This is a genomic window from Stenotrophomonas sp. YJH_SMC_19 (assembly GCF_059367915.1).
This window is the reverse complement of sequence record NZ_JCAFRI010000013.1, coordinates 59,534-84,348: the sequence shown is the minus strand read 5'-3', so window position 1 is coordinate 84,348 and position 24,815 is coordinate 59,534. Positions and strand designations below refer to the sequence as shown.

Here is a 24,815-nt window from a genome sequence, read left to right as displayed (position 1 = left end):
CGTCACTTCCTTTCCTGGATGCCCTTCATGCTGCGCTCTGCATCGGCCGCCGTCCTGGCGCTGGCCCTGGTTCCCGCCGCCCACGCTGCGGTCGATTGCTCGGTCAACACCAGCGCCTCGCCGCTGCCGTTGCCGGCCACGACCATCGCGCCGGTGGCCGACGAGCTCTACATCCGTGGCAACCAGCTGGGCATGCCGGCCGGCGTGCTGAGCAGCAACTACGATCCGTCGCAGTCGCTGGACCAGGTGCTGCAGCGCCTGCGCATCGATGGCTGCCAGAACATCGCCAAGGCCATTCCGAGCGCACCGGCGGTGAAGCCGAACGATCCGGCGGCCTACAAGCCGCAGACCGAATTCGACAACACGCCCTGGCGCTTCGACATGAGCCAGAACGGCAAGCGCATGACCGCCGAAGAGTTCGACGCCTGGATGAAGGCGCGTGGCGTGCGTGTGGTCAAGGCGCGTCCGGCTCCGGCCGCCACTCCGGCCCCGGCCGAAGCACCGGCTGAGACCAAGCCGGTCGACAAGAAGTAAGCACCGCGGGGAGCAGAGGCTTGCGCACGCGCCGCCCACCTGCCACCCCCGCCGCCCGCTCCCACGCATCGCGTGGGCGTGCGACTCCCGCTGCCACCGCCGCCGGTGTCCGTCATGGCCTGGCGCGCGTGCTGTCCAAGGCCGGCGTCTGCTCGCGCAGCGAGGCCGCGCGCTGGATTGCCGAGGGCCGCGTACGCGTCTCCGGCCGCATCGTGCGGGATCCCGAGTTCCCGATTGGCCAGCCGGCGCCGCCGATCGAGGTCGATGGCCAGCCGATGGGCGCGCCGCAGCGCCTGTACCTGATGCTCAACAAGCCACGCGGGGTGGTGACCACCGCGCAGGACGAGCGTGGCCGCGACACCGTCTACCGCTGTTTCGATGGTGCAGGGCTGCCGTGGATAGCGCCGGTCGGGCGCCTGGACAAGGCCAGTGAAGGGCTGTTGCTGTTCAGCAACGATCCGCAGTGGGCGGCGCGCCTGACCGATCCGGAAACGGGTCCGCAGAAGACGTACCACGTGCAGGTCGACCGCCTGCCAGATGACGCCACGCTGGCGGCCCTGCAGGCTGGCGTGGATGACGAGGGCGAGTTCCTCGTGGCCCAGGCCGTGCGCGTGCTGCGCAGCGGCGACAAGACCGCGTGGCTGGAGGTGGTCCTCGACGAGGGCCGCAACCGCCACATCCGCCGCCTGCTGGCGGCCTTCGACCTGCAGGTGCTGCGCCTGGTCCGGGTTGCGATCGGCGGGCTGCAGCTCGCCGATCTCGGCAAGGGCCAGTGGCGGATGCTGGAGGTCAATGACCAGCAGCGGTTGGGGGCCGCTGCACCGGGCTGATCATCGCCCGCGGCCGGCGGTTGCCGGCCACCGTTCCAGGCGTAGGGGGCGCCTGGTTGCTGAACTTCCCGAACGGAGCCTGCCCATGTACCACCCGACCCTCAACCAAACCCTGCGCTGCGCAGGCCTGCTGCTGCCGATGGTGCTGCTGACCGCCTGTGGTGGCCACAAGAAGGTGGCCAAGGCAGAAACGCCGGCCGAAACCCCGGTGGTGGAAGTGAAGACCCCGGAGCTGGATGGCCGCGGCAGCTACCGCTTCCTGATGAGCAACGGCGACAAGAAGATGACCGCCGATGAGTTCGATGCCTGGATGAAGGCCAACGGCATCCGCGTTGCCAAGGGCAACGGCCAGGACGCTGCCGCCAAGCCGGTGGTGGTGGCCAGCAAGGACGAGCCGAAGGGCAAGAAGAAAAAGAAGTGATGCCGGGAAGGTGCCGACCTCGGTCGGCACGCCCTCAAGCTCTGGTAGGTGCCGACCTTGGTCGGCACGCTTTGACCGCTGGGATCAACCCTTGATCACGCCCAGCTCGACGCCAATGCGGGTGAACGCATCGATCGCGCGGTCGAGGTGCTCGCGGCTGTGCGCAGCGCTGATCTGGGTGCGGATGCGCGCCTGGCCCTTGGGCACCACCGGGAAGAAGAAGCCGATCGCGTAAATGCCTTCTTCGAGCAGGCGCTCGGCGAACTTCTGCGCCAGCGGTGCGTCGTACAGCATCACCGGGCTGATCGGGTGCACGCCCGGCTTCACGTCGAAACCGGCGGCGACCATCTTTTCGCGGAAGTAGCGGGTGTTCTCCACCAGGGTGTCGCGCAGGTCGTCAGCGGCGGCCAGCATCTCGAACGCCTTGATGCCGGCGGCCACCACATGCGGCGGCAGCGAGTTGGAGAACAGGTACGGCCGCGAACGCTGGCGCAGCAGCTCGATCACCTCGGCGCTGGCGCAGGTGAAGCCGCCCAGTGCGCCGCCCATGGCCTTGCCCAGGGTGCCGGTGATGATGTCGATCTTCTCCAGCACGCCCTTCACTTCGGCCGAGCCGCGGCCGGTGGCACCGAGGAAGCCGGTGGCGTGGCATTCGTCGATGTGCACCAGCGCGTTGTACTTCTTCGCCAGCGCGGTGATCTCGTCCAGCGGGGCAATGAAGCCGTCCATCGAGAACACGCCGTCGGTGGTGATCAGCTTGGTCTTGCAGCCGGCGGCATCGGCGGCCTGCAGCTGGGCTTCCAGGTCGGCCATGTCGCAGTTGGCGTAGCGGAAGCGCTTGGCCTTGCACAGGCGCACGCCGTCGATGATCGAGGCGTGGTTCAGTGCATCGGAAATGATCGCGTCGTTCTCACCGAGCAGCGGTTCGAACAGGCCGCCGTTGGCGTCGAAACAGGCCGCGTACAGAATGGTGTCCTGCTTGCCGAAGAAGTCGGCAATCTGCTTCTCCAGCTGCTTGTGCAGGTCCTGGGTGCCGCAGATGAAGCGCACCGAGGCCATGCCGAAGCCGTGGGTATCCAGCGCATCCTTGGCGGCCTGGATCAGGTCCGGATGGTCGGCCAGGCCCAGGTAGTTGTTGGCACAGAAGTTCAGCACCTTGCGGCCATCCTCGAGGGTGATCTCGGCCGACTGCGGGCTGGTGATGATCCGCTCGGACTTGAACAGGCCCTGGGCGCGGATGGCGTCCAGTTCCTCGGCGTAGTGGCGGGTCAGGGCGGAGGAGGCGTCGGTCATGGCGTGGGCACGGCTCTGAACGGGGAAACCGTTGATTCTACCGGGCTACGACGGCCTTCGACCGGGCCGGGCAGGGCACCGCCACGGGTGGCACATGTTGCATCGCAATAGCAAACGGGTTAAAAATTCGTGAACCGCGCCTGTCTGGCGCCGGTTGCCCGCTCCCCCTTCCCGCCCCCGCCACCCTCGGAGACGCCCATGAAGCACGCCCGTGCCTGCCTCGCCATTGCCGCTGCCCTGACCCTGGCCGCCCCGTTCGCCGCCAGCGCCCAGGAAAACGAATCGCCGTACAGCTGGAACGTCACCGCTGTTTCCGATTACCTGTTCCGTGGTGTGTCGCAGACCGACGAGGATCCGACCCTGCAGGCCGGTTTCACCTACACCAGCCCGGTTGGCCTGTACGCAGGCGTGTGGGGCTCGGGCGTGGATTTTGGTGCGGGTGACCCGAAGACCGAGGTCGACTACCTGATCGGCTACGGCGTGGACGTCACCGAGCGCGTCAACTTCGACGTGCTGCTGAACCGCTACACCTACCTGAAGTCCAGCCACCAGAACTACAACGAGCTGATCACCACCACCACGCTGGATGACACCTACAAGCTGACGGTGGCCTACACCAACGATGTCTGGAACAGCAGCACCGATGGCTGGTACTTCGGCCTGGGCGGCAGCTGGGGCCTGCCGAAGGACTTCACCCTGAATGCCAACGTCGGTCGCAGCACCTTCGAGGACGGCATCGCCAAGGACTACACCGACTGGAACGTCGGCGTCGCGCGCCAGTTCGGCCTGTTCAACGTCGGCCTGGGCTACTACGGCACCGACGGCAACGGCCGCGACAACTCCGGCAAGCTGGCCCACAGCCGGGTGATGCTGAGCGTCGCCGTCGGCAAGTAACGCCGCAGGCGTTACGGGTAGTGCCGGCCGCTGGCCGGCAACACCAAAGAAAAAGGCGCCCATCGGGCGCCTTTTTCAATTTCAAGGTGTGCCGAGCAGGCTCGGCACCCACCCATCGCGCACGGCGAAGGGTCAATTCCAGCTCAAAACAACCTTGCCGGCCTTGCCTTCTTCCATCAGGTCGAAGCCCTTCTGGAAGTCGTCGATCGGCAGCTGGTGGGTCATCACCTTGCCGAGCGGGAAGCCGGACAGCACCAGCTGGGTCATCTTGTACCAGGTCTCGTACATCTTGCGGCCGTAGATGCCCTGCACGGTCAGGCCCTTGAAGATGATCTTGTCCCAGTCGCAGCCGGCGCCCTTGGGCATGATGCCGAGCATGGCGATCTTGCCGCCGTGGTACATGCAGTCGAGCATGTCGTTGAACGCGCGCGGGTTGCCGCTCATTTCCAGGCCCACGTCGAAGCCCTCCATGTGCAGTTCCTTCATCACGTCCTTCAGCGACTGGTTGGCCACGTTGACCACGCGGGTGGCACCCATGTCGGCGGCCAGCTTCAGGCGGAAATCATTGACGTCGGTCACCACCACGTTGCGCGCACCGATGTGCTTGCAGATGCCGGCGGCGATGATGCCGATCGGGCCGGCACCGGTGATCAGCACGTCCTCGCCGATCACGTTGAACTCCAGCGCACAGTGCGCGGCATTGCCGTACGGGTCGAAGAACGCAGCCAGCTCCGACGGGATCTGGTCCGGGATCGGCCACAGGTTGCTGGCCGGCATCACCATGTACTCGGCGAAGGCGCCGTTGACGTTGACGCCGATGCCGACGGTGTTCGGGCACAGGTGCGGGCGGCCGCCACGGCAGTTGCGGCAGTGGCCGCAGACGATGTGGCCTTCGGCCGAGACGCGCTGGCCGATTTCATAGCCGGTCACGGCCGAGCCGAGTGCGGCGACGCGACCGACGAATTCGTGGCCGATGGTCAGGCCCGGCTTGATGGTGCGCTGGCTCCACTCGTCCCACAGGTAGATGTGCAGGTCGGTACCGCAGATCGCGGTCTTTTCGAGCTTGATCAAGACCTCGTTCGGGCCCGGGGTCGGCACCGGAACCTCTTCCAGCCAGATGCCCTTGGCCGCTTCGCGCTTGACCAGGGCCTTCATCGTTTGCTGCGCCATCGGGGTGGAACTCATCAGGGGGAAAGCGCGGATTATAGGGTGCCGCGCGGATTTCCCATGTTGCGCTGCGGGTGCATTGGCGGAACGAAAGGCGTGCGCAGGCGGGCGTTTCGAACGTGCCGCAAACAGCAGCGCCTCCCTGATTCCGGGGGAGGGGGCGTGGTCACCCTGGCCGGGACACGCAAAAGCCCATCCATGGTGCTCGATGGCGCCTTGCTCGTGCGCGCTGTCCTGCGCACACGGCAAGACCGGGGTTGGGCGTCCTGCCCAACCCGCCAGTCGCATGCGCCCGGCCCATGGCGCCAACGGTCCCGGCCAGGGTGACCACGCCCCCTCTGGACGATTCCATGTGCGCGGCCGACGTGCGCATGGCAGCGCAAGAAGTAGGCCCATGACTTCCGGGGTTCGGGGCGGGGCAGGGCGGCGGGCTACAATCGAGGGTTCCACTACCAGGGGCCGCTCCATGCGCTCGAACCTGCTTGCATTCTCCATCGTCGCCAGCCTCGGGCTGGCCCAGGTCGCCCATGCCGCTGAAGGCATGTGGGTGCCGCAGCAGCTGCCGGAAATCGCCGGCCCGCTGCAGAAGGCCGGCCTGAAGCTGTCCCCGGAACAGCTGTCCAACCTGACCGGCGACCCGATGGGCGCGGTCGTCGCCCTCGGCGGCTGCACCGCCAGCTTCGTCTCGCCGCAGGGCCTGGTGGTCACCAACCACCACTGCGCTTATGGCGCCATCCAGCTGAATTCGACCGCGCAGAAGAACCTGATCAAGGACGGCTTCAACGCGCCGACCCTGAAGGACGAACTGAGCGCCGGCCCGAACGCCCGCGTGTTCGTGCTCGACCAGATCACCGACGTCACCACCCAGGCCAAGGCCGCCATCGCTGCCGCCGGCAACGACCCGCTGGCCCGCAGCCGTGCGCTGGACGCCTTCGACAAGGCCCAGGTCGCCGCCTGTGAAGCCGATGCCGGCTTCCGCTGCCGCCTGTACAGCTTCTCCGGCGGCAACACCTACCGCCTGTTCCGCAACATGGAAATCAAGGACGTGCGCCTGGTCTACGCGCCCCCGGGCAGCGTCGGCAAGTTCGGCGGCGACGTCGACAACTGGATGTGGCCGCGCCACACCGGCGATTTCTCGTTCTACCGCGCCTACGTCGGCAAGGACGGCAAGCCGGCCGCCTTCGCCGCCGACAACGTGCCGTACCAGCCCAAGCACTTCCTGAAGTTCGCCGACCAGCCGCTGGGTGCCGACGACTTCGTGATGGTGGCGGGCTACCCGGGCCGCACCAACCGCTATGCCCTGGCCGGTGAATTCAACGAAACCGCCAGCTTCACCTACCCGACCATCGCCAAGCACTACAACGCCGTGCTGAAGATGATCGCCGACGCCGGCAAGGCCGACGCCGACGTCAAGGTGAAGTACGCCGCCACCGCCGCCAGCATGAACAACGTGGCCAAGAACTACCTGGGCCAGCTGGAAGGCTTCAAGCGCATCGACGCCGCGGGCCAGAAGCAGGCTGAAGAAGCCGCCGTGCTGGCGTGGCTGAAGAAGCAGGGCGCTGCCGGCAAGCCGGCCCTGGCGGCACACGCGCAGCTGCTCAAGCATCTGGATACCAGCAAGTCGACCCGCGAACGCGACCTGTTCGTCGGTCAGTTCAACAACACCTCGGCCGTTGGCGCGGCGATCACCCTGTACCGCCTGTCGATCGAGCGCAGCAAGCCGGATGCCGAACGCGAAGCCGGTTACCAGGAACGCGACCTGACCACCATCGAAGGTGGCCTGAAGCAGATGGACCGTCGCTACGTGGCGAAGATGGACCAGCAGCTGCAGGCCTACTGGCTGGAGCAGTACGTGGCCCTGCCGGCCGCACAGCGCGACAACGAAGTGCTGAACAAGTGGCTGGCCGGCAGCGATGCCGCTGCGGTGAAATCGCTGGTGGGCAAGCTGTCGGGCACCGAGCTGGGCAGCCTGGATGCACGCCTGAAATGGTTCAAGGCCGACCGCGCCGCGTTTGAGGCCAGCAACGATCCGGCCATCCAGTACGCCGTGGCCGTCATGCCGGCACTGCTGAAGCAGGAAGAGCAGAAGAAGATCCGCGAAGGCGAATCGCTGACCGCGCGCCCGCTGTACCTGCAGGCCGTGGCCGACTACAAGAAGAGCCAGGGTGAGTTCGTCTACCCGGACGCCAACCTGTCGCTGCGCATCACCTTCGGCAACGTCATGGGCTATGGCAAGGACGGCGTGAAGTACACCCCGTTCACCACCCTGGAAGGCGTGGCGGCGAAGGAAACCGGTGAGGATCCGTTCGATTCGCCGAAGGCGCTGCTCGATGCGGTCAAGGCCAAGCGTTATGGCGGCCTGGAAGACAAGCGCATTGGTTCGGTGCCGGTGAACTTCCTGTCCAACCTGGACATCACCGGTGGCAACTCGGGTTCGCCGGTGCTGGACGCCAACGGCAAGCTGGTCGGCCTGGCCTTCGATGGCAACTGGGAATCGGTCAGCTCCAACTGGGTGTTCGACCCGGTGATGACCCGCATGATCGCCGTCGACAGCCGCTACATGCAGTGGATCATGCAGGAAGTGGCGCCGGCGCCGCAGCTGCTGAAGGAACTGAACCTGGCGAAGTGAGGTAGTGCCGGCCGCTGGCCGGCAACCTCGACCAGACAGCCGGAGTTTCCGAAACCCCGCGACCCACGTCGCGGGGTTTTTTCATGCCCGGCCCGGTGCGCCGAACAGGTATCATCCCTGTTCCGCGTACTTCACAGGATGTGAACGAAACGCGGAAACCTCCTCCCCCCAGGACCCCTTGCACGCATGCGCATCCTGCTTGCCCGCCACGGCGAAACGCCGTGGAACGCCGAAGGCCGCTACCAGGGCCAGATCGATATTCCGCTTTCGCCGATCGGTGAAGCCCAGGCCCAGGCACTGGGTGCCCGCCTGGCCTCGGTGGACATCACCCGTGCCGTCGCCTCGCCGCTGTCGCGCGCGCAGCGCACCGCGCAGCTGGCGCTTGGCGCCGCCCGCGCCGACATGCTGCTGACCGAGCCCGAGCTGCAGGAAATCGCCCACGGTGAATGGGAAGGGTTGCTGGCGAGCGAGATCCACGAGAAGGATCCGTCGCGCCTGCAGGCCTGGCGCGAGGAGCCGGATACGGTGTTGATGCCCGGCGGCGAATCGCTGCGCCTGGTGCTGGAGCGCAGCTGGCGTGGGCTGGCGCGTGCCACCGAAGGCCTCGGCGAGCACGACACTCTGCTGGTGGTTGCGCACGATGCGGTCAACCGCGTGATCCTGTGCAAGGTGCTGGGCCTGCCGCTTTCCCGCCTGTGGACCTTCCGCCAGGCACCGACCACGCTCAACCTGCTCGAAGGCGCCGACCTGGACAGCCTGGAAGTGGTGCGCCTGAACGACTGCGCCCACCACACGCCGTTCTTCGGCGAAGCCAAGCACCGCGCCCTCTGATCCATCCCCCGCATCAACTGCTTCTGCTGGAACCGCTGCCGTGACGAACACCCCGACCACCCTGGCCGACTGGCTGGACTACATTGAACGCCAGCACCCGGCGAGCATCGACATGGGCCTGGAGCGCGTGCGCGCCGTGGCCGCGGCGATGGGCCTGGGCGCGCCGGCCAAGCGCACCATCGTGGTCGGTGGCACCAACGGCAAGGGCTCAACCGTGGCCTTCATCGAAGCCATTGCACGCGCCGCCGGCTGGAAGGTCGGTGCCTACACCTCGCCGCACCTGCTGCGCTACAACGAGCGCGTGCGCATCGACGGCCAGGACGTGGACGATGCCGCGCTGGTCGCCGCGTTCAATACCATCGAAGCCGTGCGTGGCGAGATCACGCTGACCTATTTCGAGTACGGCACGCTGGCCGCGCTGCAGCTGTTCGCCGACGCCGGGCTGGACCTGGCGGTACTGGAAGTGGGCCTGGGCGGCCGCCTCGATGCGGTCAACATCGTGGACGCCGACGTGGCGGTGATCACTACCGTGGACATCGACCATGCCGAGTGGCTGGGCGAGGATCGCGAGGCGATCGGGACCGAGAAGGCCGGCATCATCCGCGGCTGGAAGCCGGTGATCCTGGGCGAGACCGATCCGCCGTCGAGCGTGCTGCGCCGTGCCTACCTGGTTGGCGCCAATGCGATCCGTGGTGGCAGCGACTATTTCTACGAGCCGATCGATGCGCAGCGTTGGCGCTGGCGCGATGTCGGCCTGCGCATGGAACTGCCGACCCCGGCGCTGGCCGGCCCGATCCAGCTGGCCAATGCGGGTGCCGCCATCGCCGCGCTGCGCGCGCTGGACAAGCCGGTGCCGCGTGCGGCGTGGGCCGCCGGTGTCGCAGCGGCACGCATTTCCGGCCGGCTGCAGGCATTCGAGCGCGATGGCGTGCAAATCCGCGTCGACGTCGGCCACAACCCGCAGGCGGCGGGCCAGCTGGCGCGTGCGCTGAAGGCCGAGGTCTCGGCCGGGCGCACCCTGGCGGTGTACGCCGCGCTGCAGGACAAGGACGCAGCGGGGGTGGTGCAGGCGCTGGAGGACGTGGTGGGCGAGTGGACCCTGGCCGGGCTGGAAGGCCCGCGCGGGCAGAGCGCCGCCCAGCTGCAGGCACGCCTGGCCGGCACCGCCGCCGCCACGGCGCTGCTGGCTGACAGCGTCGAACAGGCACTGGCGCAGGTGCTGGCCCAGGCCGAGCGCGGTGACCGCGTGCTGGTGTTCGGCTCCTTCCATACCGCTGCCGCCGCCCTGCAATGGCTGCAGGGCGATGCCTGATACGCGTTCAGCCAACGCCGACGCCGTCCGGTCCGGCACCCGTATAATCGATGCCAATCTCCGGACAGTTGCCTGCCTCACGTGGATACGCCTCTGAAACAGCGTCTGATTGGTGCCATCGTGCTGGTGGCACTGGCCGTGATTTTCCTGCCGATGCTGGTCAAGGGACCCGCACCGGACAGCGGCGTGGCCAATGTGCCGATCGCCGCGCCGGATGCCCCGGCCGATGGCCAGTTCGAAACCCGTGAGCTGCCCCTGGTCGCCCCGGCCGGTGGTGCCACCGGCCTGCAGACCGGGCAGGCCAAGCCGCTGCAGGACGCCGCCACGCCGGCCACTCCGCCGACCGTGGACACCTCGCCGACGGTCGCCGCCGGCAACTATGCGGTCACCTTCGGTGCCTACGGCAGCAAGGCCGACGCCGACGCGGTGATCGCCTACCTGAAGCGCTCGCAGCTGCCGGGCTTCGCCGAAACGGCGACCATCAACGGACGCCAGGCGTGGCGCGTGCGCGTGGGGCCGTACGCCGACCGTGCACAGGCCGAGGCCGCCCGCCTGCAGGCGGTGAAGATCCGTGCCGATGTGAAGGCCGAAGTGATCACCCTGGATGCCGCAGCGGACAGCAGCGCCCCGGTGGCAGCCACCCCGGCACCGGCTACGCCGAGCGCCAGTACCCCATCCGCCGCCACCGCGCCGTCGGCCAGCAGCAACCCGGTGCGCAGTGAAAGCCTGCCGCCGAGTACGCCGACTGCAACGACCACTCCGGCGGCCAAGCCCGAGCCGCCGAAGCCGGCGCCGAAGCCCGAAACCCCGAAGCCCGAGCCGAAGCCGGAGGCCACCGCCAGCAAGCCGGCAACGGCCCCGGCCACGCCGGCAGCACCGGCCGCCAGCGGCGTCGGCTTTGCCGTGCAGCTGGGCGCGTTCGGCCAGGCCAACGATGCCAACGCCCTGCGCGACAAGGTCCGCGCCGCCGGCTTCAGTGCTTTTGTCGAGCAGGTGCGCACCGAAAAGGGCACCCTGCATCGCGTCCGCGTCGGGCCGGTGGCCAACCGTGGCGATGCCGAGCAGCTGAAGGCGCAGGTTGCCGCCAAGGTCGGCGTGGCCGGCATGGTCCGACCGCACCCATGACCCACGCGCAGCCTCGTTGCCAGCGCCGCCGAAGGAGCGGGGCGCCATGATCGACGTGGTGCTGCTGATCGTGATCGCCGCCTCCACCCTGCTGGGGATGCTGCGCGGCTTCGTGGGAATCGTCATCGGCACCCTGTCGTGGCTGCTGGCCGCGTGGGCGGCCTTCGCCTTCGGCAATGACGCCGCCCATTGGTGGGCCGCCCCGGCGGCCCCCGGTGGCGAACACTTCGTCGGTGGCTACCTGGGGGTCGGCATCGGCGTGATGATCGTGGTTGCGGTGATCGGCATGGTCATCAAGGCTCTGGTCCACCGCAGCATGCTGACCAGCCTGGACCGCCTGCTGGGCGGGGTGCTGGGCGCCGTGCGGGGCGGCCTGATCGCCGCGATCCTGCTGCTGCTGGGCAGTTTCACCCCGCTGACCGCCGAGCCCTCTTGGCAGCGCTCGGCGGTGCGGCCACTGCTGAACCCCACCGTTGCCTGGATGAACAGCAAGCTGCCGCACTGGGAGGTTCCCGGGGCCGATCTGCTGCCCAAGGCCTTGCCGACCGACGCGCTGTCCCCATCTGCATTGATGGAGTTGGGCAAGAACGCAGGCGCCGGGTTGGGAAAGCCGGGCGCGGCAGGCGATAATGGCATCCTCAACCAGGTAGTGGCAGGCAGCGGATGGCTGCGGCCTGCGAAAGCGGAACAGGGCGATTCCTACGATCCGGCCGAAGTGCGTCCGGACGCCCCAGCACTGCCGGACAGTATCGAGCCGGGCGATCCGGCCAATGTCGACCGCAGGCGCGGCGACCACCGCGGCCAGGTACGGCCACCTTCCTTGTAACTGGGCACAGCCCAGCGGAGACCTCGCACCATGTGTGGCATCGTCGGAATCGTCGGCAACCAGAACGTCGCCGGGCAGTTGTATGACGGCTTGACCGTCCTCCAGCACCGTGGCCAGGACGCGGCGGGCATCGCCACCGCCAACGGCAGCCGCCTGCGCGTGCAGAAGGCCACCGGCCTGGTCCGCGATGTGTTCGATGCCCGCACCATGTCCACCCTGGAAGGCAGCGTCGGCATCGCCCACGTGCGTTACCCGACTGCCGGTTCGGAAGGCATGGACGAGGCGCAGCCGTTCTACGTCAATTCGCCGTACGGCATCGCGCTGGCCCACAACGGCAACCTGATCAATACCGAGGCGCTGCGCCAGCAGGTGTTCGAACAGGACCGCCGCAACGTCAACACCGATTCGGACAGCGAAGTGCTGCTGAACGTGTTCGCCTACGAACTGGAACAGCAGCGCCAGCTGAGCCCGGAAGCCGCGATCCGCGCGGTGGCTGGCGTGCACCGCCGCTGCAAGGGTGGCTATGCAGTGGTCAGCGTGGTGCTGGGCCTGGGCCTGGTCGCCTTCCGCGACCCGCATGGCATCCGTCCGCTGGTGCTGGGCAAGCGCAGCCATGCCGAGGGCGACGAGTACATCGTGGCGTCCGAGTCGGCCGCGCTGGACGTGCTGGGCTTCCAGCGCGTGCGCGATGTGCAGCCGGGCGAAGCGCTGGTGATCACCGCGCGTGGCGAGCTGTTTTCGGAGATCTGCGCCGAGCCGGCCGAGCACACCCCGTGCATCTTCGAATACGTGTATTTCGCACGCCCGGATTCGATGATCGACAACGTGTCGGTGCACAAGGCGCGCATGCGCATGGGCATCAAGCTGGGCGAGAAGATCCTGCGCCTGCGCCCGGACCACGACATCGACACCATCATCCCGATCCCGGATACCTCGCGCGACGCTGCGCTTGAGATCTCCAACGTGCTCGGCGTGAAGTACCGCGAAGGCTTCATCAAGAACCGCTACATCGGCCGTACCTTCATCATGCCGGGGCAGGGCGAACGCGTGAAGTCGGTGCGTCGCAAGCTCAACCCGATCCACCTGGAGTTCCGCAACCGCGTGGTGCTGCTGGTGGACGATTCGATCGTGCGTGGCACCACCAGCCAGCAGATCGTGCAGATGGCCCGTGACGCGGGCGCGCGCAAGGTCTACCTGGCCAGCGCCGCGCCGCCGGTGCGCTACCCGAACATCTACGGCATCGACATGCCGGCGGCCGAGGAACTGGTCGCGCACAACCGCACCGTGGAAGAGATCGAAGCCCACCTGGGCTGCGACTGGCTGATCTACCAGGACCTGGAAGACATGGAAGCGGCAGTGAGCGAGGGCAATCCGGCGCTGCGCAACTTCGATTCGTCCTGCTTCAACGGCCACTACCCGACCGGCATTGAACCGGGCTACTTCGAGCGCATCCAGCAGCTGCGGTCGGACGACGCCAAGCACAAGCGCCGCGCCTGAGGACCAGGCGTGGTTGACGTGCCCGACGTTGCTGGCGACCTGCTGCGCGCAGCGCAGCAGTGCCTGGCCGAAGCCGACCCGCTGCGCAAGGTGGCGCTGACCCAGGCCTACGCCGCTGCGTTCCGCGCCGGCCGCCTGAAGGTGGCTGCCGACGCGCCACCGCCAAAGCCGATCCGCATGCCGGGCCGGCCGGCGCAGCTGGCGCTGGTGCACCCGCGCGAAGTGCCGCGGCGCGGACTGGGCGGTGTGGAAGGACGGGCTGCCTTCATCCACGCCATCGCGCATATCGAACTCAACGCGATCGACCTGGCCTGGGACGCGGTGTACCGCTTCCGCGACCTGCCGCCGGCGTTCCATGCCGACTGGGTCAGCTGTGCCGACGACGAATCGCGGCACTTCATGCTGCTGCGGGAGCGCCTGCAGGTGCATGGCCACGACTACGCCGACTTCCCCGCGCACAACGGCCTGTGGGAAATGTGCGAAAAGACCGCGCACGATGGCCTGGCACGCATGGCGCTGGTGCCGCGCGTGCTGGAAGCGCGCGGCCTGGACGTGACGCCCGGCATGATCGGGAAACTGCGCAATGTCGGCGATGGCGAGACCGCAGATGTGCTGGAAGTGATCCTGCGCGAGGAAGTGGCACATGTGGCTGCCGGTTCGCGCTGGTACCGCTGGTACTGCGACCGCGCCGGCGTCGAACCGCGTGCACGTTTCAAGGAACTGCTGGTGGAGTACGCCGGCGGCTACCTGCACGGACCGTTCAACATGGAAGCGCGCCTGCTGGCCGGTTTCGATGCGGATGAGCTCGCCAACCTGGTCGAACAGGCCGGTTGAAGAAAAGGGGACGGAGGGGATTAAGTCGTTTGTGGCACAAACGACTTAATCCCCTCCGTCCCCTTTTTTCAGGCGTTCGGCAATACCACGCGCTTGCCATCCACCGTCGGCCGGTTGATGTAGAACAGGCCGGGACCCGGCCGGTAGGGTAGTTCGCTGACGCCGGCATCGGCGGCGTAGGTCAGTGCGGTGTCGCCCAGTGCATCGAAGTTCCAGTGCGCCGACTGCATCAGGTAACGCCGGCGCAGCAGCGCCTCCTGTGTCTGCGTCAGCGGCTGTCCGGCCACCAGGCGCCGTGCGATCGGCTGCAGGGCGGACGGCAGCTCCCAGCCAGGAACCTCGGCGGCATTGGCGGTCCATTGCACGCCGGCGTCGATGGCCTGCTGCTGCATCACCTGCAGTGCGATCAGCTGGTAACGCCAGTCGATGCGCCGACGCAGCACCACCGCGGCGGTCACATACAGCACCGGTGACAACAGCACGCTGCGGCTGCCGGCGCGACGCTGCTGCTGCCACTGGTGCCAGACATCCACCCAGACCTCCTTCTCACCCACGCCCAGCTGCTGGCGCCAGCGTTCGGCATCGGCCTGCGTTTCAGCGTAGACCGTGGTGGCCCGCAGCAACGCCAGTGGAGGGACCTGGTAGTCGGCAACCGCGGGGCGGCGCAACTGTTGCCGGCGCGGGCGGCTGAGCAGCTTGGGACCTTCTTCCAGCTGGTTGTAGCCACCGCCGATATTGGCGTGTACGCCGGGTAGGGCGATCTCGGCAAACGGCGGTGCCACGCTGGTCAACGGATAGTGCTGGCGATGTTCATCGCGTGCAGTGAGCTGCACGACGCGACCGGCGATGCCGCTGTGCAGGGCCAGCTGCGGCCGCTCATCGGCGCGGCCGCCATTGACTGCGACAACGGTGTCGAACAGCCCGATGAAGCGCAGCACCGGCGTGGCCGGGGCGAAGTTCGCAGTGCAGGACAGGCCGGCGGCCTGCAGCAGCTGGCGCCAGCGCACGCTGTCCCAGCCCTGCAGTTGGTTGGCGATGTCACGTGCGGCAGCAGCACCGCGTGAATAACCGAACAGGTCCAGCTGCACGCCATGCAGCGGTCGCTGCCAGCGTGCGGATAGTCCCGACAGTGCGGCCGGCAGCAGCACCTGCAGCGCGCGCTGCACTTTCGCGCGAACGCCACTGGCACCGATGCCGAAGGCCAGCCCGATCAGATCGTCGTCGGCATCATCGCGGGTACCCACGCCTTCGACATAGATCGACAGCGAGGGAGCGGCCATCGCATCACGGCGGCTGTCCGGATACAGCTGCTGCAGGCGCGCGATGTTGGTCAGGCCGTTGTCGTAGCTGCTGGTCAGCCGGCTCTGGTAGGTCGAATCATCGTCCGCGCGCAGCTGCGCCGGTCGAGGCTGCGGAACCTGCGGACGGCCGCGCGCCAGGTTGTGTGCGTTGTTGCGGGTGCCGTCGAAGAACAGGCCGATCCGCAGCAAGCCGACATCTTCGTCCGTGTCCTTCGCTGGTGCCATGTGCATTCCCCGTCGTGGCCGCGTCACGGTAGCGCGAAAGCGGTGTATTGGCGAAGTGTAGTGACGCTTTTGACCTTACTTAACGCAGATGCGGTCGATCACAGTTCCTGATTTTCATTTCCATCTTCTATTGAATTCACACGACCCGCGCAGGCCATATGGCCAAACCCGGCAAACCCGGGCGTGCTGCATCAACGCTGTTCACATCATTCAAGGAGCGACGCAATGTTGTCCAGATCGATTGGCAAAGCGGCAGGTGGCCTGGTGTTGGGTTTGTCGGTGGCGGCAGCCGCGCACGCGGCACCGTTGTTCGAACCGGTGACGGTCATCAGCCGGGCATCGGCCAACAGCGAGCCTGCACTCGGCAAGCTGCTGGCCACCCCGTCCACGGCGACGGTGCAGGAAGTGCGTGTCGACGCGGCGGCTACGGCGCAGCCGCAGCTGGAATTCGAGCTGCTCGGCAAACGGGTGCAGGCGGTGCGCAGCAAGGTCGAGGCGCTGCCCGATGGTGGCAGCATCTGGTACGGCCAGTTCCGTTCGCCGTCCGACCGGTTGACCGCCGCCACCTCCAGCGGCCAGGACGATCCGGGCAATTCGTTGATCCTGGTACGTTCGGGCGACACCATCACCGGTTCGATCCGCAAGGACGGCAAGCTTTATCGCCTGCGTCCACTGGGTAACCGCCACGTGCTGGTCGAAGTCGACGAATCGAGGATGCCAGCCGATCATCCGGCTGACTACAACCAGCTGCCGAAGATCCCGATGGCCGACAACGACCACATCGGCATCGCGCAGGCCTCGTCGGGAACGCCGGCGACCATCCGCGTGCTGGTGGTGGCGACCAATGCGGCGGTCACTGCCTATGGCGGCAACATGCAGTCGCTGGTGCAGCTGGCGGTGGCCGAGTCCAACCAGGGTTACGTCAACAGCAACGTTGGAATCACCATGCAGCTGGCCGGTTACGAGACCACCAGTTACACCGAGTCCGGCAGCTTCGATACCGATCTGGCGCGCTTCCGCGGCACCAGTGATGGCTACATGGACAGCATCCACACCAGCCGCAACAACACGGCGGCCGACGTGGGCGTGCTGCTGATCAACAACACCGCGTACTGCGGCCTGGCCTCGGGCATCGGTTCGACGGCATCGACCGCCTTCGCGGCGGTGTACTGGGATTGCGCGACCGGCTACTACTCCTTCGCACACGAGATCGGCCACCTGCAGAGCGCGCGGCATGATATCGCGACCGACTCGAGCACCTCGCCCTACGCCTATGGCCACGGCTATCGCTACGAGCCTGCCACCGGCACCGGTTGGCGCACGATCATGGCCTACAACTGCACCCGCAGCTGCCCGCGCCTGAACTACTGGTCGAACCCGAACATCAGCTACAACGGCATCCCGATGGGCAATGCCAGTACCGCCGACAACCAGCGCGTGCTGGTCAATACCAAGGCCACCATCGCGGCCTTCCGCTGAGGCCAGGCGCCGACCAGGCGCGGCGTCTACCCGGGCACGTGCACCTGCCCGGGTAGATGCCAACCTTGGTTGGCACCCTCGGACCCATCATTCGCGCGCGAGCGTATCCAGCGACCAGCCGCCGGCATCCACGCGCAGCACCGAACCCTGCTCGTACCAGTCGCCCAGCACGATGCGGGTGCAGGCACGGCCACCGGCCTGCAGCGAATGGATCGCCGGGCGGTGGGTGTGGCCATGGATCATCGTGTCCACGCCATGGCGCGCGAACGTGGCATCGACTTCGGACGGCGCCACGTCGGTGACGGTCTCGAACTGCGCGCGATCACCCTGCTTCATTTCCGACTGGCGGGCCTGGCTGGCTTCGCGCGCCTTCTGCGCGAACGCGATACGCGCTGCCAGCGGCTGTGACAGGAACTGTGCCTGGAACGCCGGGTCACGCGTCTGTGCACGGAACTGCTGGTAGGGAATGTCATCGGTGCACAGCAGGTCACCGTGCTGCAGCAGCACCGGGCGACCGTAGAGGTCGATCATGCACGGGTCGGGCAGGATGCGCAGGCCGGCACGGCGCGCGTAGTCCTCGCCAAGCAGGAAGTCACGGTTGCCGCGGATGAAGTACACCGGCACGCCGCTGTCGGACAGCACCTTCAGTGCATCGGCCACCGCGTCGGCGGCGGGCGAGGGAGTGTCGTCACCGATCCAGGCTTCGAACAGGTCGCCGAGGATGTACAGCGCATCGGCGCCGGGCGCCTGCTCGCGCAGGAAGCGCAGGAACAGGTCGGTGATCTCCGGACGGCTGGGGTCCAGGTGCAGGTCGGAAATGAACAACGTGGTCATGCGGGCATTCTAGGGCATCAACGATGACGGTAGCGCCGCCGGCATCGTGGGGATCAGATCCCTCCCCGAAGGAAAACGGATCTGACCCCGGGGGCTACACCGGCAACGGTAACCAGGCCAGGCTGGCCGAGGCCAGCCCGATGGCGATGCCGGTGGCGGCCAGCACATCGGACGGGTAGTGCAGGCCGAGTACCACCCGCGACAGCGCCACGCCCGCGGTGAACGGCACCAGCAGTGGCGCCAGCCACGGGTAATAGGCCAGCGCCACGATGGTGAACGACACCGCGTGCAGGGTATGCCCGGAGGGGAAGCTGAACTCGTCCAGCGGTGCCACCCAGGCACGGATGCGCAGGTCGGCGGCATACGGGCGCGGGCGCCGGGTCCAGCGCTTGAGGCCCTTGTACAGCAACAGCGCGGCCAGGCCGGTGGCGGCCATGTGCACCGATGCGCGCAGGCCGTCGAAGCCATCAAGCAGCACCAGGGCGCCCATCAGCACATACCAGAACACGCCATCACCGAGCCGGCTGATGACCGCGAACAGGCGGCGCACACGGCGGCGGCGGCAGTAGTGGTTGGCCCGCCGGCACAGGCGCGCTTCGCGGTCGGCCAGCAGTTCAAGCCGCGTTGTGCGCATGGCCGGTCCTCCGCGACTGGGCCAGTTCGGCCAGCAGGGCGTCGAATTCCGCCACCACCTGCTGCGGATGCAGGCGCTTCATGGCGCGTGCGGCGTTGCTGCCCAGCACGTGGCGCTGCGCGTCATCCGCGGCCAGTTGCACGGCCGCGTCGATGAACTGCTCGTCGTTGTCCACTGCAGCGCCATTCTCGCCATTGCGCAGGTACTCGCGCGCCGCGCCATAGTCGAAGGCCACCGTTGCCACACCGCTGGCCATGCTTTCAAGGGTCACGTTGCCGAAGGTCTCGCTGCGGCTGGGGAACAGGAACAGATCGCCGCTGGCGAAATGACGTGCAAGCGCATCGCCACGCTGGACGCCGCAGAAGATGAAGTCGGGATTTTCATGCGCCAGCTTTTCGCGGGCCGGGCCATCGCCCACCCACACGAAGCGGGCCTTCGGACGGATCTGCTGCAACCGACGGAAGGCCTTCACCGCCAGGCCGAGGTTCTTTTCCGCGGCGATGCGGCCGACGTAGATCGCCACCAGGCCGTTGCCGTCCACGCCCCACTCTTCGCGCAGGGCAGGGTCACGGCGGTTCGGATCGAACTGCTGGCTGTCGACCGCGCGCGCCAGCAGGCGCACGCGTTCGAAGCCCTGTTCGCCGAGGAACTGCTGCAGTTCGCGGGTAGGTACCAGGGTTGCATCGGCCTGGTTGTGGAAGCGGCGCATCCAGCGCATCGCGGCGGCCTGCAGCCAGGCCACGCCGTAGTCGGGCAGGTACTCGTCGAAGCGGGTGTGGAAGCCACTGGCCACCGGGATGCCGAGGCGCCGTGCGGTGCGCACCGCCGACCAGCCCAGTGGGCCTTCGGTGGCGACATAGACGGCATCCGGGCGTTGCTGCTGCCAATGGCGACCGAGCCGGATCGGTGCCGGCATGCCGAAGCGCAGGCCGGGGTAGCGCGGCAGGGCGGCGCCGGGAACCAACAGGGTGCCCGGTGCGGAGTCCAGCGCTTCGTTGGCCTGGCGGGGCCGGATCAGGTCGATCTCATGGCCGGAATTGCGCAGTCCCTGCTCCAGCCCCTGCACGGTGAGGGCAACGCCGTTCACTTCCGGCGGATAGGTCTCGGTGACGATGGCATAGCGCATGGCGGGCCTCCGGGTTTCCGGCATGCTCGGGCCTGGCGATGTAGCCGATGTGACCGCTTTGCGACCGGCAGATGACGCGGCCGGAAGCGTACGCCATCACGGCCCCGAAGGGCCGTGGTGGGCACCGTGCGTGGTGCGTGGATCAGAAGCGCTGCTGGTATTTCATGTAGATGAAACGGCCGATGTCGAAGCCACCGTAGTAGGAGAAGTTGGCACTCGGCTGGCTGTACATGGCCGGGCCCTGGCGGCCGAACGCGTTGTTGGCGCCGATCGAAACGGTGGCGTCCCACGGCAGGCTGTAGCGCGCCTGCACGTCATGGAAGGTGACCGATCCACGACGGTTGTAGTCGCGCGTACCGCTGAACCACGGCGCGCGCTGGTCGGGGTGGGAACACTCGTTCGGATAATCCTCCGCACCCAGGCAGCGTTCCTTGACGGCGGAGAAGTAACGCAGGCCCCAGGTCAGGCCGAGGTTGCCATGCTCCCAGCCCAGCGACGCGTTGGAGCGCACGCGGAAGCCGATGCCGCCGTTGGTGGCAATGCCATTGCTGGGGATGGCCGGTACGCCGGCTTCGTTGGTGGTCTTCTCTTCGGCGTTGACCACATAGGTGGACTTCCAGTCAGCGCTCAACCTGCCCCAGCGGGTTTCGACCTTGTGGCCGATCTCCAGGTCGTAGCCTTCTGCCTGGCGGAAGCCGCTGTTGCGGTTGCCGAAGTTGAGTTTGTTGACGATGCCCAGCTCCGGGTCGCGGGTGAAGCTGCTGCAGCGCTCGGCAATACCCAGCTCGTAGCAGTCGCGAAGGATGTCGTTGGGATGGTCGGAGACGATGGTGTTGTCAATGCGGATCTTCCACCAGTCCAGTGCGATGTGAAGCCCTTCGGCGAACGTCGGGCTCCAGACCAGGCCCAGAGTGCGGCTGGTCGAAGTTTCCGGCTGCAGGTCGGGATTGGAGCCGTTGGTGAAGGGCAGGGGCGTCTGCCCACTGCTGCCGGTGATGGGTTCATTGCCCTGGCCGAGCTGGCGGTAGGTGTCGGCGTTGGCGATGTCGGCAGCACAGCGCGCGCGGACCTCGGCACTGCTTGCGGCTGCGCCATGGACCGTATCGCAGGGATCGCGGAAGCCGGTGGTGAACGTCTCCGAGCCGCCGCCGTACAGGTTGGCGATGGTCGGCGCACGGAAGCCCTGTGCCCAGGTGCCGCGGACCAGCAGCTGATCGATCGGCTTCCAGGTGAAGCCGAACTTGCTGTTGAGGGTTCCGCCGAAGGTGGAGTAGTCCGAGTACCGCGTCGCCGCGCTGAGGGTCAGTTCGCGGGCGCCGGCGAGCTCGCGCAGCACCGGCACGCTCAGTTCCAGGTAGGCCTCGTCGACGCGGTAGCCGCCACCGGTGGGGCCTGCCGCCAGGTTGGTGGTGGCACCGGTCTGCGCAAGTGCATCAGGGATGAAGCGGCCGTCCTCGCGGCGGCTCTCGGCCCCCACGGCGAAGCCCAGCTCACCGGCGGGCAGGCTGGCAAGGCTGCCGCTGAGGTTGGCGAACAGGTTGCGGGTGGTGGTGCGGCCGCGGGTGAGTTCTTCCGGGAACAGCCAATCCTGGAGCTCCGTGTTGCCGGTCAGGCCATAGGGATCGTCCTGGCCATACGGAACCAGCGGGTTCCAGGGTTTGCAGCCTGCGATCGGCGCATCTGGCGTTCCGCATTCGACCTTGCCGGTTGCCGGGTTGTAGAACGAAGGACCGGTGGCATCGGCCACGCGCTGCTTGTGCAGGTTGCCGGTGGCACGTTGGGTCAGCTCACTGCGGTTGTACTGGTAACCCGCTTCCCAGTCGAAGTCGCGACCGCCGAATTCGAAGTTGCCCTCGAGTGCCGCGACGGCCTGCCAGGTGGTCAGATCGCTGGTGCTGACGCGAGGAATCTCCCAGGTACGACGGTTCCAGTGCACATCGCTGGGCGTGTCGTAGCCGTGATGGCTGCCGAACGGATTGAACCAGCTGTCGGCCGACATCGGGGTGATGCCGGCTGGGCCGGACTGGAAGGGATAGCCGGCAATCTGGCGCGTGGTGGTGCGCCGGTTGTAGGCCAGCTGGGTGTTGAAACGGACCTGGTCGTTCAGCTCCACGCGCGCATCGACGAAGATTGAATCGCGCTTGATCGGCGTCTGCAGATGCATCTGCTCGTTGCTGTTGCTGACATCACCGGTGAACGGTGTGTTGTCGCTGAGGTGGAAGCTGTCCGGCCCACCTGGCTGGCTGCCACGGTCGAGCGAGTAGCTGCAGCCCCGGCTGTTGCTGCAGCCGGGGCCCTTGAAGCCGGTGATGCGACCCCACTGGCCGACCGTGGTCCAGCCGTCATCCGCGTGGCCGTCGGTATAGGTATAGGCACTGAAGCCGCGGTCTCTGGCCCAGACGCCCTTTTCTTCGACATGCTCGGCAGCAACGCTGATGGAAGCACGGTCATTGGACCAGCCGGCAACCACGTCGTACTGGGTACGGGCACCGTCGCCTTCACTGTATTGGCCGTGATAGACGTTGGCGGTTACACCCTGAACGTTGCGCCGGGTGATGATGTTCACCACGCCGGCCATCGCGTCGGACCCGTAGATGGCCGAGGCACCGTCCTTGAGCACTTCCATGCGTTCCACCGCAGCGGCAGGAATGCTGGAGATGTCCTGAAAACCCGAAGTGGTCATGCCCAGCCGCTTGCCGTTGACCAGCACCAGGGTGCGCTGGGCACCGAGGCCACGCATGTTCATGTAGCTGCCGCCGGCGGCTTCGCCGGCGCTCAACGGGCTGGCGCGGCTCAATGCCGGGCTGCCGGTCGCGGTCAGGTTCTGCAGGATGTCGGCAACGGAGTTGAAGCCCTGTCGCTCGATGTCGGCGCGGCTGACGGTCAGCACCGGCTGTGCGGTTTCCAGGTCGACCTGGCGGATGCGTGAGCCGGTGATTTCGATGCGGTCCAGCGTGGTGGCTTCCGGTGCCTGCTGCGCGAGCGCTGGAACGGCCAGGGTTGTGGTCGCCGTGATTGCAAGCGCACGACGGATCGCCAGCCCCAGTGCGGGAATACGGATGGTCATGGGTGTCTCTCTCTCAGTCTTCGAAGTCTTCGGTGCGCAGCCAAGCGGGCCGCGCCAACGCCACCGCAGGCGGTGGTTGTTCGAACCTAGTGAAGGAGGAGAGGGAGATGTATGGGGAAAGGACGAAATCGCCATGGAGCGGCATGACGCTTCCGCACAAACCGGAAGTGAATCAATCGATTGATCTGATCGACGGCGGAGCGATGGACGATGCACCCTCGCCCCGACTCTGGACCGAAAGCGTCATGGCATTTGTTGGCAGCGACAGCCTGCGCGGAAACAGAAAAGACCACGGCTCCGAAGGGCCCTGGTCGTAGAGCTTCAACAGTTTGTCGAACACGCGCGGAACAGGCCTTTGGCGACGCGTCATGACGTGCCGCCCTGGCCGTAGGGATCAGGCCACGAACGGCCGGAACTGGATGCCCAGCCCGGCGATGCCGTCGGTCTCGCCGATCAGGTCGGCGCGGAGCAGCGGGCGCGCATCGATGAAGGCCTGCGGCACGATCAGCGACAGGCGATTGTCGTCCGCGGTCAATTCCAATGCCGGCAGCGGATCGTCCTCGTGTGCGCGGTTGAGCAGTACCGCCAGGCGCAGCAGGGCGGCCAACCGGCGTGCGGTCAGCAGCAGGCGCTCGGGCAGGGCGTCGAACGCGGTCTTGGTCACGCTGCGGCGATGGCTGCGTACCAGTGCGGCCAGCATCTGCTGCTCCTGCCGCGAGAAGCCGGCGATGTCCGAGTGTTCCAGCACGTAGCTGCCATGCACGTGGTAGCCGCTGTGGGCAATCATCAGGCCCAGCTCGTGCAGGCGCGCGGCCCAGCCGAGCATGCGTGCGTCGTCGGCATCGAGTTTCCAGCGCTCCTGCACCTGCTCCAGCAGCGACAGCGCGGTGTCCTGCACGCGGTCGGCCTGTACCGTGTCGATGCCGTAGCGCTGGCTGAGCGCGGCCACCGATTCGTCGCGCAGGTCGTTCTCACCGGCACGGCCGACGATGTCGTACAGGATGCCTTCGCGCATCGCCGCCTTGCTGACCAGCAGCTTCTGCAGACCCAGGGCCTGGAAGGCGGCCTCCAGCACCAGGATGCCGCCGGCGATGATCGGGCGGCGGTCGCTGGACAGGCCCGGCAACTGGATGTCGTCGATCTTCTTGGCCTTCAGCAGCTCGTCGCGCAGCTGGGGCAGGGCCTCGGCGTTGATCGCGCCTTTGCTCAGCTTCATCGTCGCGCAGATCTCGCTGATTGCCTTGTGCGTGCCCGAAGATCCGAGCGCTTCCTGCCAGCCCAGTGCGCGGTACTTGCTGGCAAAGGGCTGGAATTCGCGGCCGATCTCGGCCAGCGCGTCCTTCCAGCGCTTCTTGCTCAGCTTGCCGCCGGGGAAGAAGCGGCGGGTGCTGGCGATGCAGCCGGCCTGCAGGCTTTCACGCTCCAGGGTCTGCATGCCCATGCCGATGATGAATTCGGTGGAGCCGCCGCCGATGTCGATGACCAGCCGGCGCTGGCCGGGCTTGGGCGGTTGCGCGTGGGCCACGCCGAGGTAGATCAGGCGCGCTTCTTCGCGGCCACTGACCACTTCGATGGCATGCCCCAGCGCGGTTTCGGCCGGGACCAGGAACGACTGCGGCGAGCGCAGCTGGCGTACGGTGTTGGTGGCCAGCGCGCGTACCCGGTGCGGCGGCACATTGCGGATGCGCTGGCCGAAACGGGCCAGGCATTCCAGCGCGCGCTGCCGTGCGGCGGAAGAGAGCCCACCTTTGCCATCCAGGCCATCGGCCATGCGCACGGTCTCGCGCAGGCGGTCGATCACCCGCAGCTGGCCGAGCGTGTAGCGCGCGATGACCATGTGGAAACTATTGGAGCCAAGGTCGATGGCGGCCAGCAGGTCGCCATCCTGCAATGCGGGCGGAGTCGTAGTGGTATGCGGCATGGGCGAATGTTAGCCGAAGGGGCGGTGTGCTCGTC

General features: G+C 67.1%; 21 protein-coding genes. 13 read left to right on the top strand and 8 right to left on the bottom strand.

Translation table 11 applies throughout. From position 1 onward, the window contains the following. Positions 1–27 precede the first annotated feature (27 nt). The 3 genes from AC5P5R_RS14170 (at position 28) to AC5P5R_RS14160 (ending at position 1,785) form a co-directional block, all read left to right on the top strand. Positions 28–534: a hypothetical protein gene (locus tag AC5P5R_RS14170; protein ID WP_005408235.1), complete on the top strand. Its 507-nt coding sequence runs from the start codon at positions 28–30 to the stop codon at positions 532–534. A gap of 20 nt (positions 535–554) precedes the next feature. Further along, complete coding sequence (locus AC5P5R_RS14165; RefSeq protein WP_043033745.1) at positions 555–1,364, top strand: pseudouridine synthase; 810 nt, start codon at positions 555–557, stop codon at positions 1,362–1,364. An 85-nt stretch (positions 1,365–1,449) separates the two neighbouring features. Next, the gene (locus AC5P5R_RS14160; RefSeq protein ID WP_005412356.1) at positions 1,450–1,785 is read left to right on the top strand and encodes a hypothetical protein; all 336 of its coding nucleotides are present in this window, start codon (positions 1,450–1,452) and stop codon (positions 1,783–1,785) included. A gap of 84 nt (positions 1,786–1,869) precedes the next feature. Here AC5P5R_RS14160 and kbl read toward each other — a convergent pair whose 3' ends face one another. Continuing rightward, entirely contained in the window at positions 1,870–3,078 is a 1,209-nt protein-coding gene (kbl, locus tag AC5P5R_RS14155; protein ID WP_005408238.1) for a glycine C-acetyltransferase, read from the bottom strand. A gap of 198 nt (positions 3,079–3,276) precedes the next feature. On the opposite strand from kbl, the gene AC5P5R_RS14150 reads away from it, so the two are divergent. Further along, complete coding sequence (locus tag AC5P5R_RS14150; protein ID WP_005412357.1) at positions 3,277–3,972, top strand: TorF family putative porin; 696 nt, start codon at positions 3,277–3,279, stop codon at positions 3,970–3,972. Between the two features lie 132 nt (positions 3,973–4,104). On the opposite strand, the gene tdh is transcribed toward AC5P5R_RS14150, so the two are convergent. Next, the gene (tdh, locus tag AC5P5R_RS14145; RefSeq protein WP_010483949.1) at positions 4,105–5,127 is read right to left on the bottom strand and encodes an L-threonine 3-dehydrogenase; all 1,023 of its coding nucleotides are present in this window, start codon (positions 5,125–5,127) and stop codon (positions 4,105–4,107) included. 478 nt (positions 5,128–5,605) lie between these two features. On the opposite strand from tdh, the gene AC5P5R_RS14140 reads away from it, so the two are divergent. The 7 genes from AC5P5R_RS14140 (at position 5,606) to AC5P5R_RS14110 (ending at position 14,193) form a co-directional block, all read left to right on the top strand. Continuing rightward, positions 5,606–7,768 (top strand): S46 family peptidase, encoded by a 2,163-nt coding sequence (locus AC5P5R_RS14140; RefSeq protein ID WP_100438899.1) that lies wholly within the window; start codon positions 5,606–5,608, stop codon positions 7,766–7,768. Between the two features lie 186 nt (positions 7,769–7,954). Next, positions 7,955–8,599, top strand: a complete 645-nt coding sequence (locus AC5P5R_RS14135; RefSeq protein ID WP_005408242.1) for a histidine phosphatase family protein — start codon at positions 7,955–7,957, stop codon at positions 8,597–8,599. 40 nt (positions 8,600–8,639) lie between these two features. After that, on the top strand, positions 8,640–9,911 hold the full coding sequence (gene folC, locus AC5P5R_RS14130; RefSeq protein WP_059033280.1) for a bifunctional tetrahydrofolate synthase/dihydrofolate synthase: 1,272 nt from the start codon (positions 8,640–8,642) through the stop codon (positions 9,909–9,911). A gap of 81 nt (positions 9,912–9,992) precedes the next feature. Next, positions 9,993–11,036 carry an SPOR domain-containing protein gene (locus AC5P5R_RS14125; RefSeq protein ID WP_005408244.1) on the top strand — a complete coding sequence of 348 codons (1,044 nt, stop codon included), beginning with the start codon at positions 9,993–9,995 and terminating at the stop codon, positions 11,034–11,036. Between the two features lie 46 nt (positions 11,037–11,082). Next, positions 11,083–11,862, top strand: coding sequence for a CvpA family protein (locus AC5P5R_RS14120; RefSeq protein WP_012479253.1), 780 nt, complete (start codon positions 11,083–11,085; stop codon positions 11,860–11,862). 30 nt (positions 11,863–11,892) lie between these two features. Next, the gene (gene purF, locus AC5P5R_RS14115; protein WP_005408246.1) at positions 11,893–13,359 is read left to right on the top strand and encodes an amidophosphoribosyltransferase; all 1,467 of its coding nucleotides are present in this window, start codon (positions 11,893–11,895) and stop codon (positions 13,357–13,359) included. Between the two features lie 9 nt (positions 13,360–13,368). Then, positions 13,369–14,193: a ferritin-like domain-containing protein gene (locus AC5P5R_RS14110; RefSeq protein ID WP_062607711.1), complete on the top strand. Its 825-nt coding sequence runs from the start codon at positions 13,369–13,371 to the stop codon at positions 14,191–14,193. A gap of 68 nt (positions 14,194–14,261) precedes the next feature. Here the strand turns inward: AC5P5R_RS14110 and AC5P5R_RS14105 are convergent, their stop codons facing one another. Then, the gene (locus tag AC5P5R_RS14105) at positions 14,262–15,719 is read right to left on the bottom strand and encodes a T6SS phospholipase effector Tle1-like catalytic domain-containing protein (RefSeq protein ID WP_060380638.1); all 1,458 of its coding nucleotides are present in this window, start codon (positions 15,717–15,719) and stop codon (positions 14,262–14,264) included. A 225-nt stretch (positions 15,720–15,944) separates the two neighbouring features. Here AC5P5R_RS14105 and AC5P5R_RS14100 point away from each other — a divergent pair, with 225 nt between their 5' ends. Then, positions 15,945–17,198, top strand: a complete 1,254-nt coding sequence (locus AC5P5R_RS14100; protein ID WP_049449917.1) for a zinc-dependent metalloprotease — start codon at positions 15,945–15,947, stop codon at positions 17,196–17,198. Between the two features lie 87 nt (positions 17,199–17,285). Here the strand turns inward: AC5P5R_RS14100 and lpxH are convergent, their stop codons facing one another. The 4 genes from lpxH to AC5P5R_RS14080 form a co-directional block, all read right to left on the bottom strand. Next, the gene (lpxH, locus tag AC5P5R_RS14095) at positions 17,286–18,032 is read right to left on the bottom strand and encodes a UDP-2,3-diacylglucosamine diphosphatase (RefSeq protein WP_012479257.1); all 747 of its coding nucleotides are present in this window, start codon (positions 18,030–18,032) and stop codon (positions 17,286–17,288) included. A gap of 94 nt (positions 18,033–18,126) precedes the next feature. Next, entirely contained in the window at positions 18,127–18,666 is a 540-nt protein-coding gene (locus tag AC5P5R_RS14090) for a phosphatase PAP2 family protein (protein WP_005408251.1), read from the bottom strand. Continuing rightward, complete coding sequence (locus AC5P5R_RS14085; protein WP_005408252.1) at positions 18,647–19,792, bottom strand: glycosyltransferase family 4 protein; 1,146 nt, start codon at positions 19,790–19,792, stop codon at positions 18,647–18,649. Before AC5P5R_RS14085 ends, AC5P5R_RS14090 begins: the two co-directional genes overlap by 20 nt. A gap of 142 nt (positions 19,793–19,934) precedes the next feature. Next, complete coding sequence (locus AC5P5R_RS14080) at positions 19,935–22,859, bottom strand: TonB-dependent receptor plug domain-containing protein (protein WP_099472746.1); 2,925 nt, start codon at positions 22,857–22,859, stop codon at positions 19,935–19,937. Positions 22,860–23,002: 143 nt separating this feature from the next. Between AC5P5R_RS14080 and AC5P5R_RS14075 the strand changes: the two genes are divergently transcribed. After that, positions 23,003–23,176 (top strand): hypothetical protein, encoded by a 174-nt coding sequence (locus AC5P5R_RS14075; RefSeq protein ID WP_157803286.1) that lies wholly within the window; start codon positions 23,003–23,005, stop codon positions 23,174–23,176. Positions 23,177–23,253: 77 nt separating this feature from the next. On the opposite strand, the gene ppx is transcribed toward AC5P5R_RS14075, so the two are convergent. Further along, the gene (gene ppx / locus AC5P5R_RS14070) at positions 23,254–24,780 is read right to left on the bottom strand and encodes an exopolyphosphatase (RefSeq protein ID WP_060380248.1); all 1,527 of its coding nucleotides are present in this window, start codon (positions 24,778–24,780) and stop codon (positions 23,254–23,256) included. Positions 24,781–24,815: the final 35 nt, after the last annotated feature.

Bases quoted from the DNA above. Each gene is read 5' to 3' on its own strand.
- AC5P5R_RS14170 (WP_005408235.1), top strand. From the start codon at position 28: ATGCTGCGCTCTGCATCGGCCGCCGTCCTGGCGCTGGCCCTGGTTCCC.
- AC5P5R_RS14160 (WP_005412356.1), top strand. From the start codon at position 1,450: ATGTACCACCCGACCCTCAACCAAACCCTGCGCTGCGCAGGCCTGCTG.
- kbl (WP_005408238.1), bottom strand. From the start codon at position 3,078: ATGACCGACGCCTCCTCCGCCCTGACCCGCCACTACGCCGAGGAACTG.
- AC5P5R_RS14150 (WP_005412357.1), top strand. From the start codon at position 3,277: ATGAAGCACGCCCGTGCCTGCCTCGCCATTGCCGCTGCCCTGACCCTG.
- tdh (WP_010483949.1), bottom strand. From the start codon at position 5,127: ATGAAGGCCCTGGTCAAGCGCGAAGCGGCCAAGGGCATCTGGCTGGAA.
- AC5P5R_RS14140 (WP_100438899.1), top strand. From the start codon at position 5,606: ATGCGCTCGAACCTGCTTGCATTCTCCATCGTCGCCAGCCTCGGGCTG.
- AC5P5R_RS14135 (WP_005408242.1), top strand. From the start codon at position 7,955: ATGCGCATCCTGCTTGCCCGCCACGGCGAAACGCCGTGGAACGCCGAA.
- AC5P5R_RS14120 (WP_012479253.1), top strand. From the start codon at position 11,083: ATGATCGACGTGGTGCTGCTGATCGTGATCGCCGCCTCCACCCTGCTG.
- purF (WP_005408246.1), top strand. From the start codon at position 11,893: ATGTGTGGCATCGTCGGAATCGTCGGCAACCAGAACGTCGCCGGGCAG.
- AC5P5R_RS14105 (WP_060380638.1), bottom strand. From the start codon at position 15,719: ATGGCACCAGCGAAGGACACGGACGAAGATGTCGGCTTGCTGCGGATC.
- AC5P5R_RS14100 (WP_049449917.1), top strand. From the start codon at position 15,945: ATGTTGTCCAGATCGATTGGCAAAGCGGCAGGTGGCCTGGTGTTGGGT.
- lpxH (WP_012479257.1), bottom strand. From the start codon at position 18,032: ATGACCACGTTGTTCATTTCCGACCTGCACCTGGACCCCAGCCGTCCG.
- AC5P5R_RS14090 (WP_005408251.1), bottom strand. From the start codon at position 18,666: ATGCGCACAACGCGGCTTGAACTGCTGGCCGACCGCGAAGCGCGCCTG.
- AC5P5R_RS14085 (WP_005408252.1), bottom strand. From the start codon at position 19,792: ATGCGCTATGCCATCGTCACCGAGACCTATCCGCCGGAAGTGAACGGC.
- AC5P5R_RS14080 (WP_099472746.1), bottom strand. From the start codon at position 22,859: ATGACCATCCGTATTCCCGCACTGGGGCTGGCGATCCGTCGTGCGCTT.
- AC5P5R_RS14075 (WP_157803286.1), top strand. From the start codon at position 23,003: ATGACGCTTCCGCACAAACCGGAAGTGAATCAATCGATTGATCTGATC.
- ppx (WP_060380248.1), bottom strand. From the start codon at position 24,780: ATGCCGCATACCACTACGACTCCGCCCGCATTGCAGGATGGCGACCTG.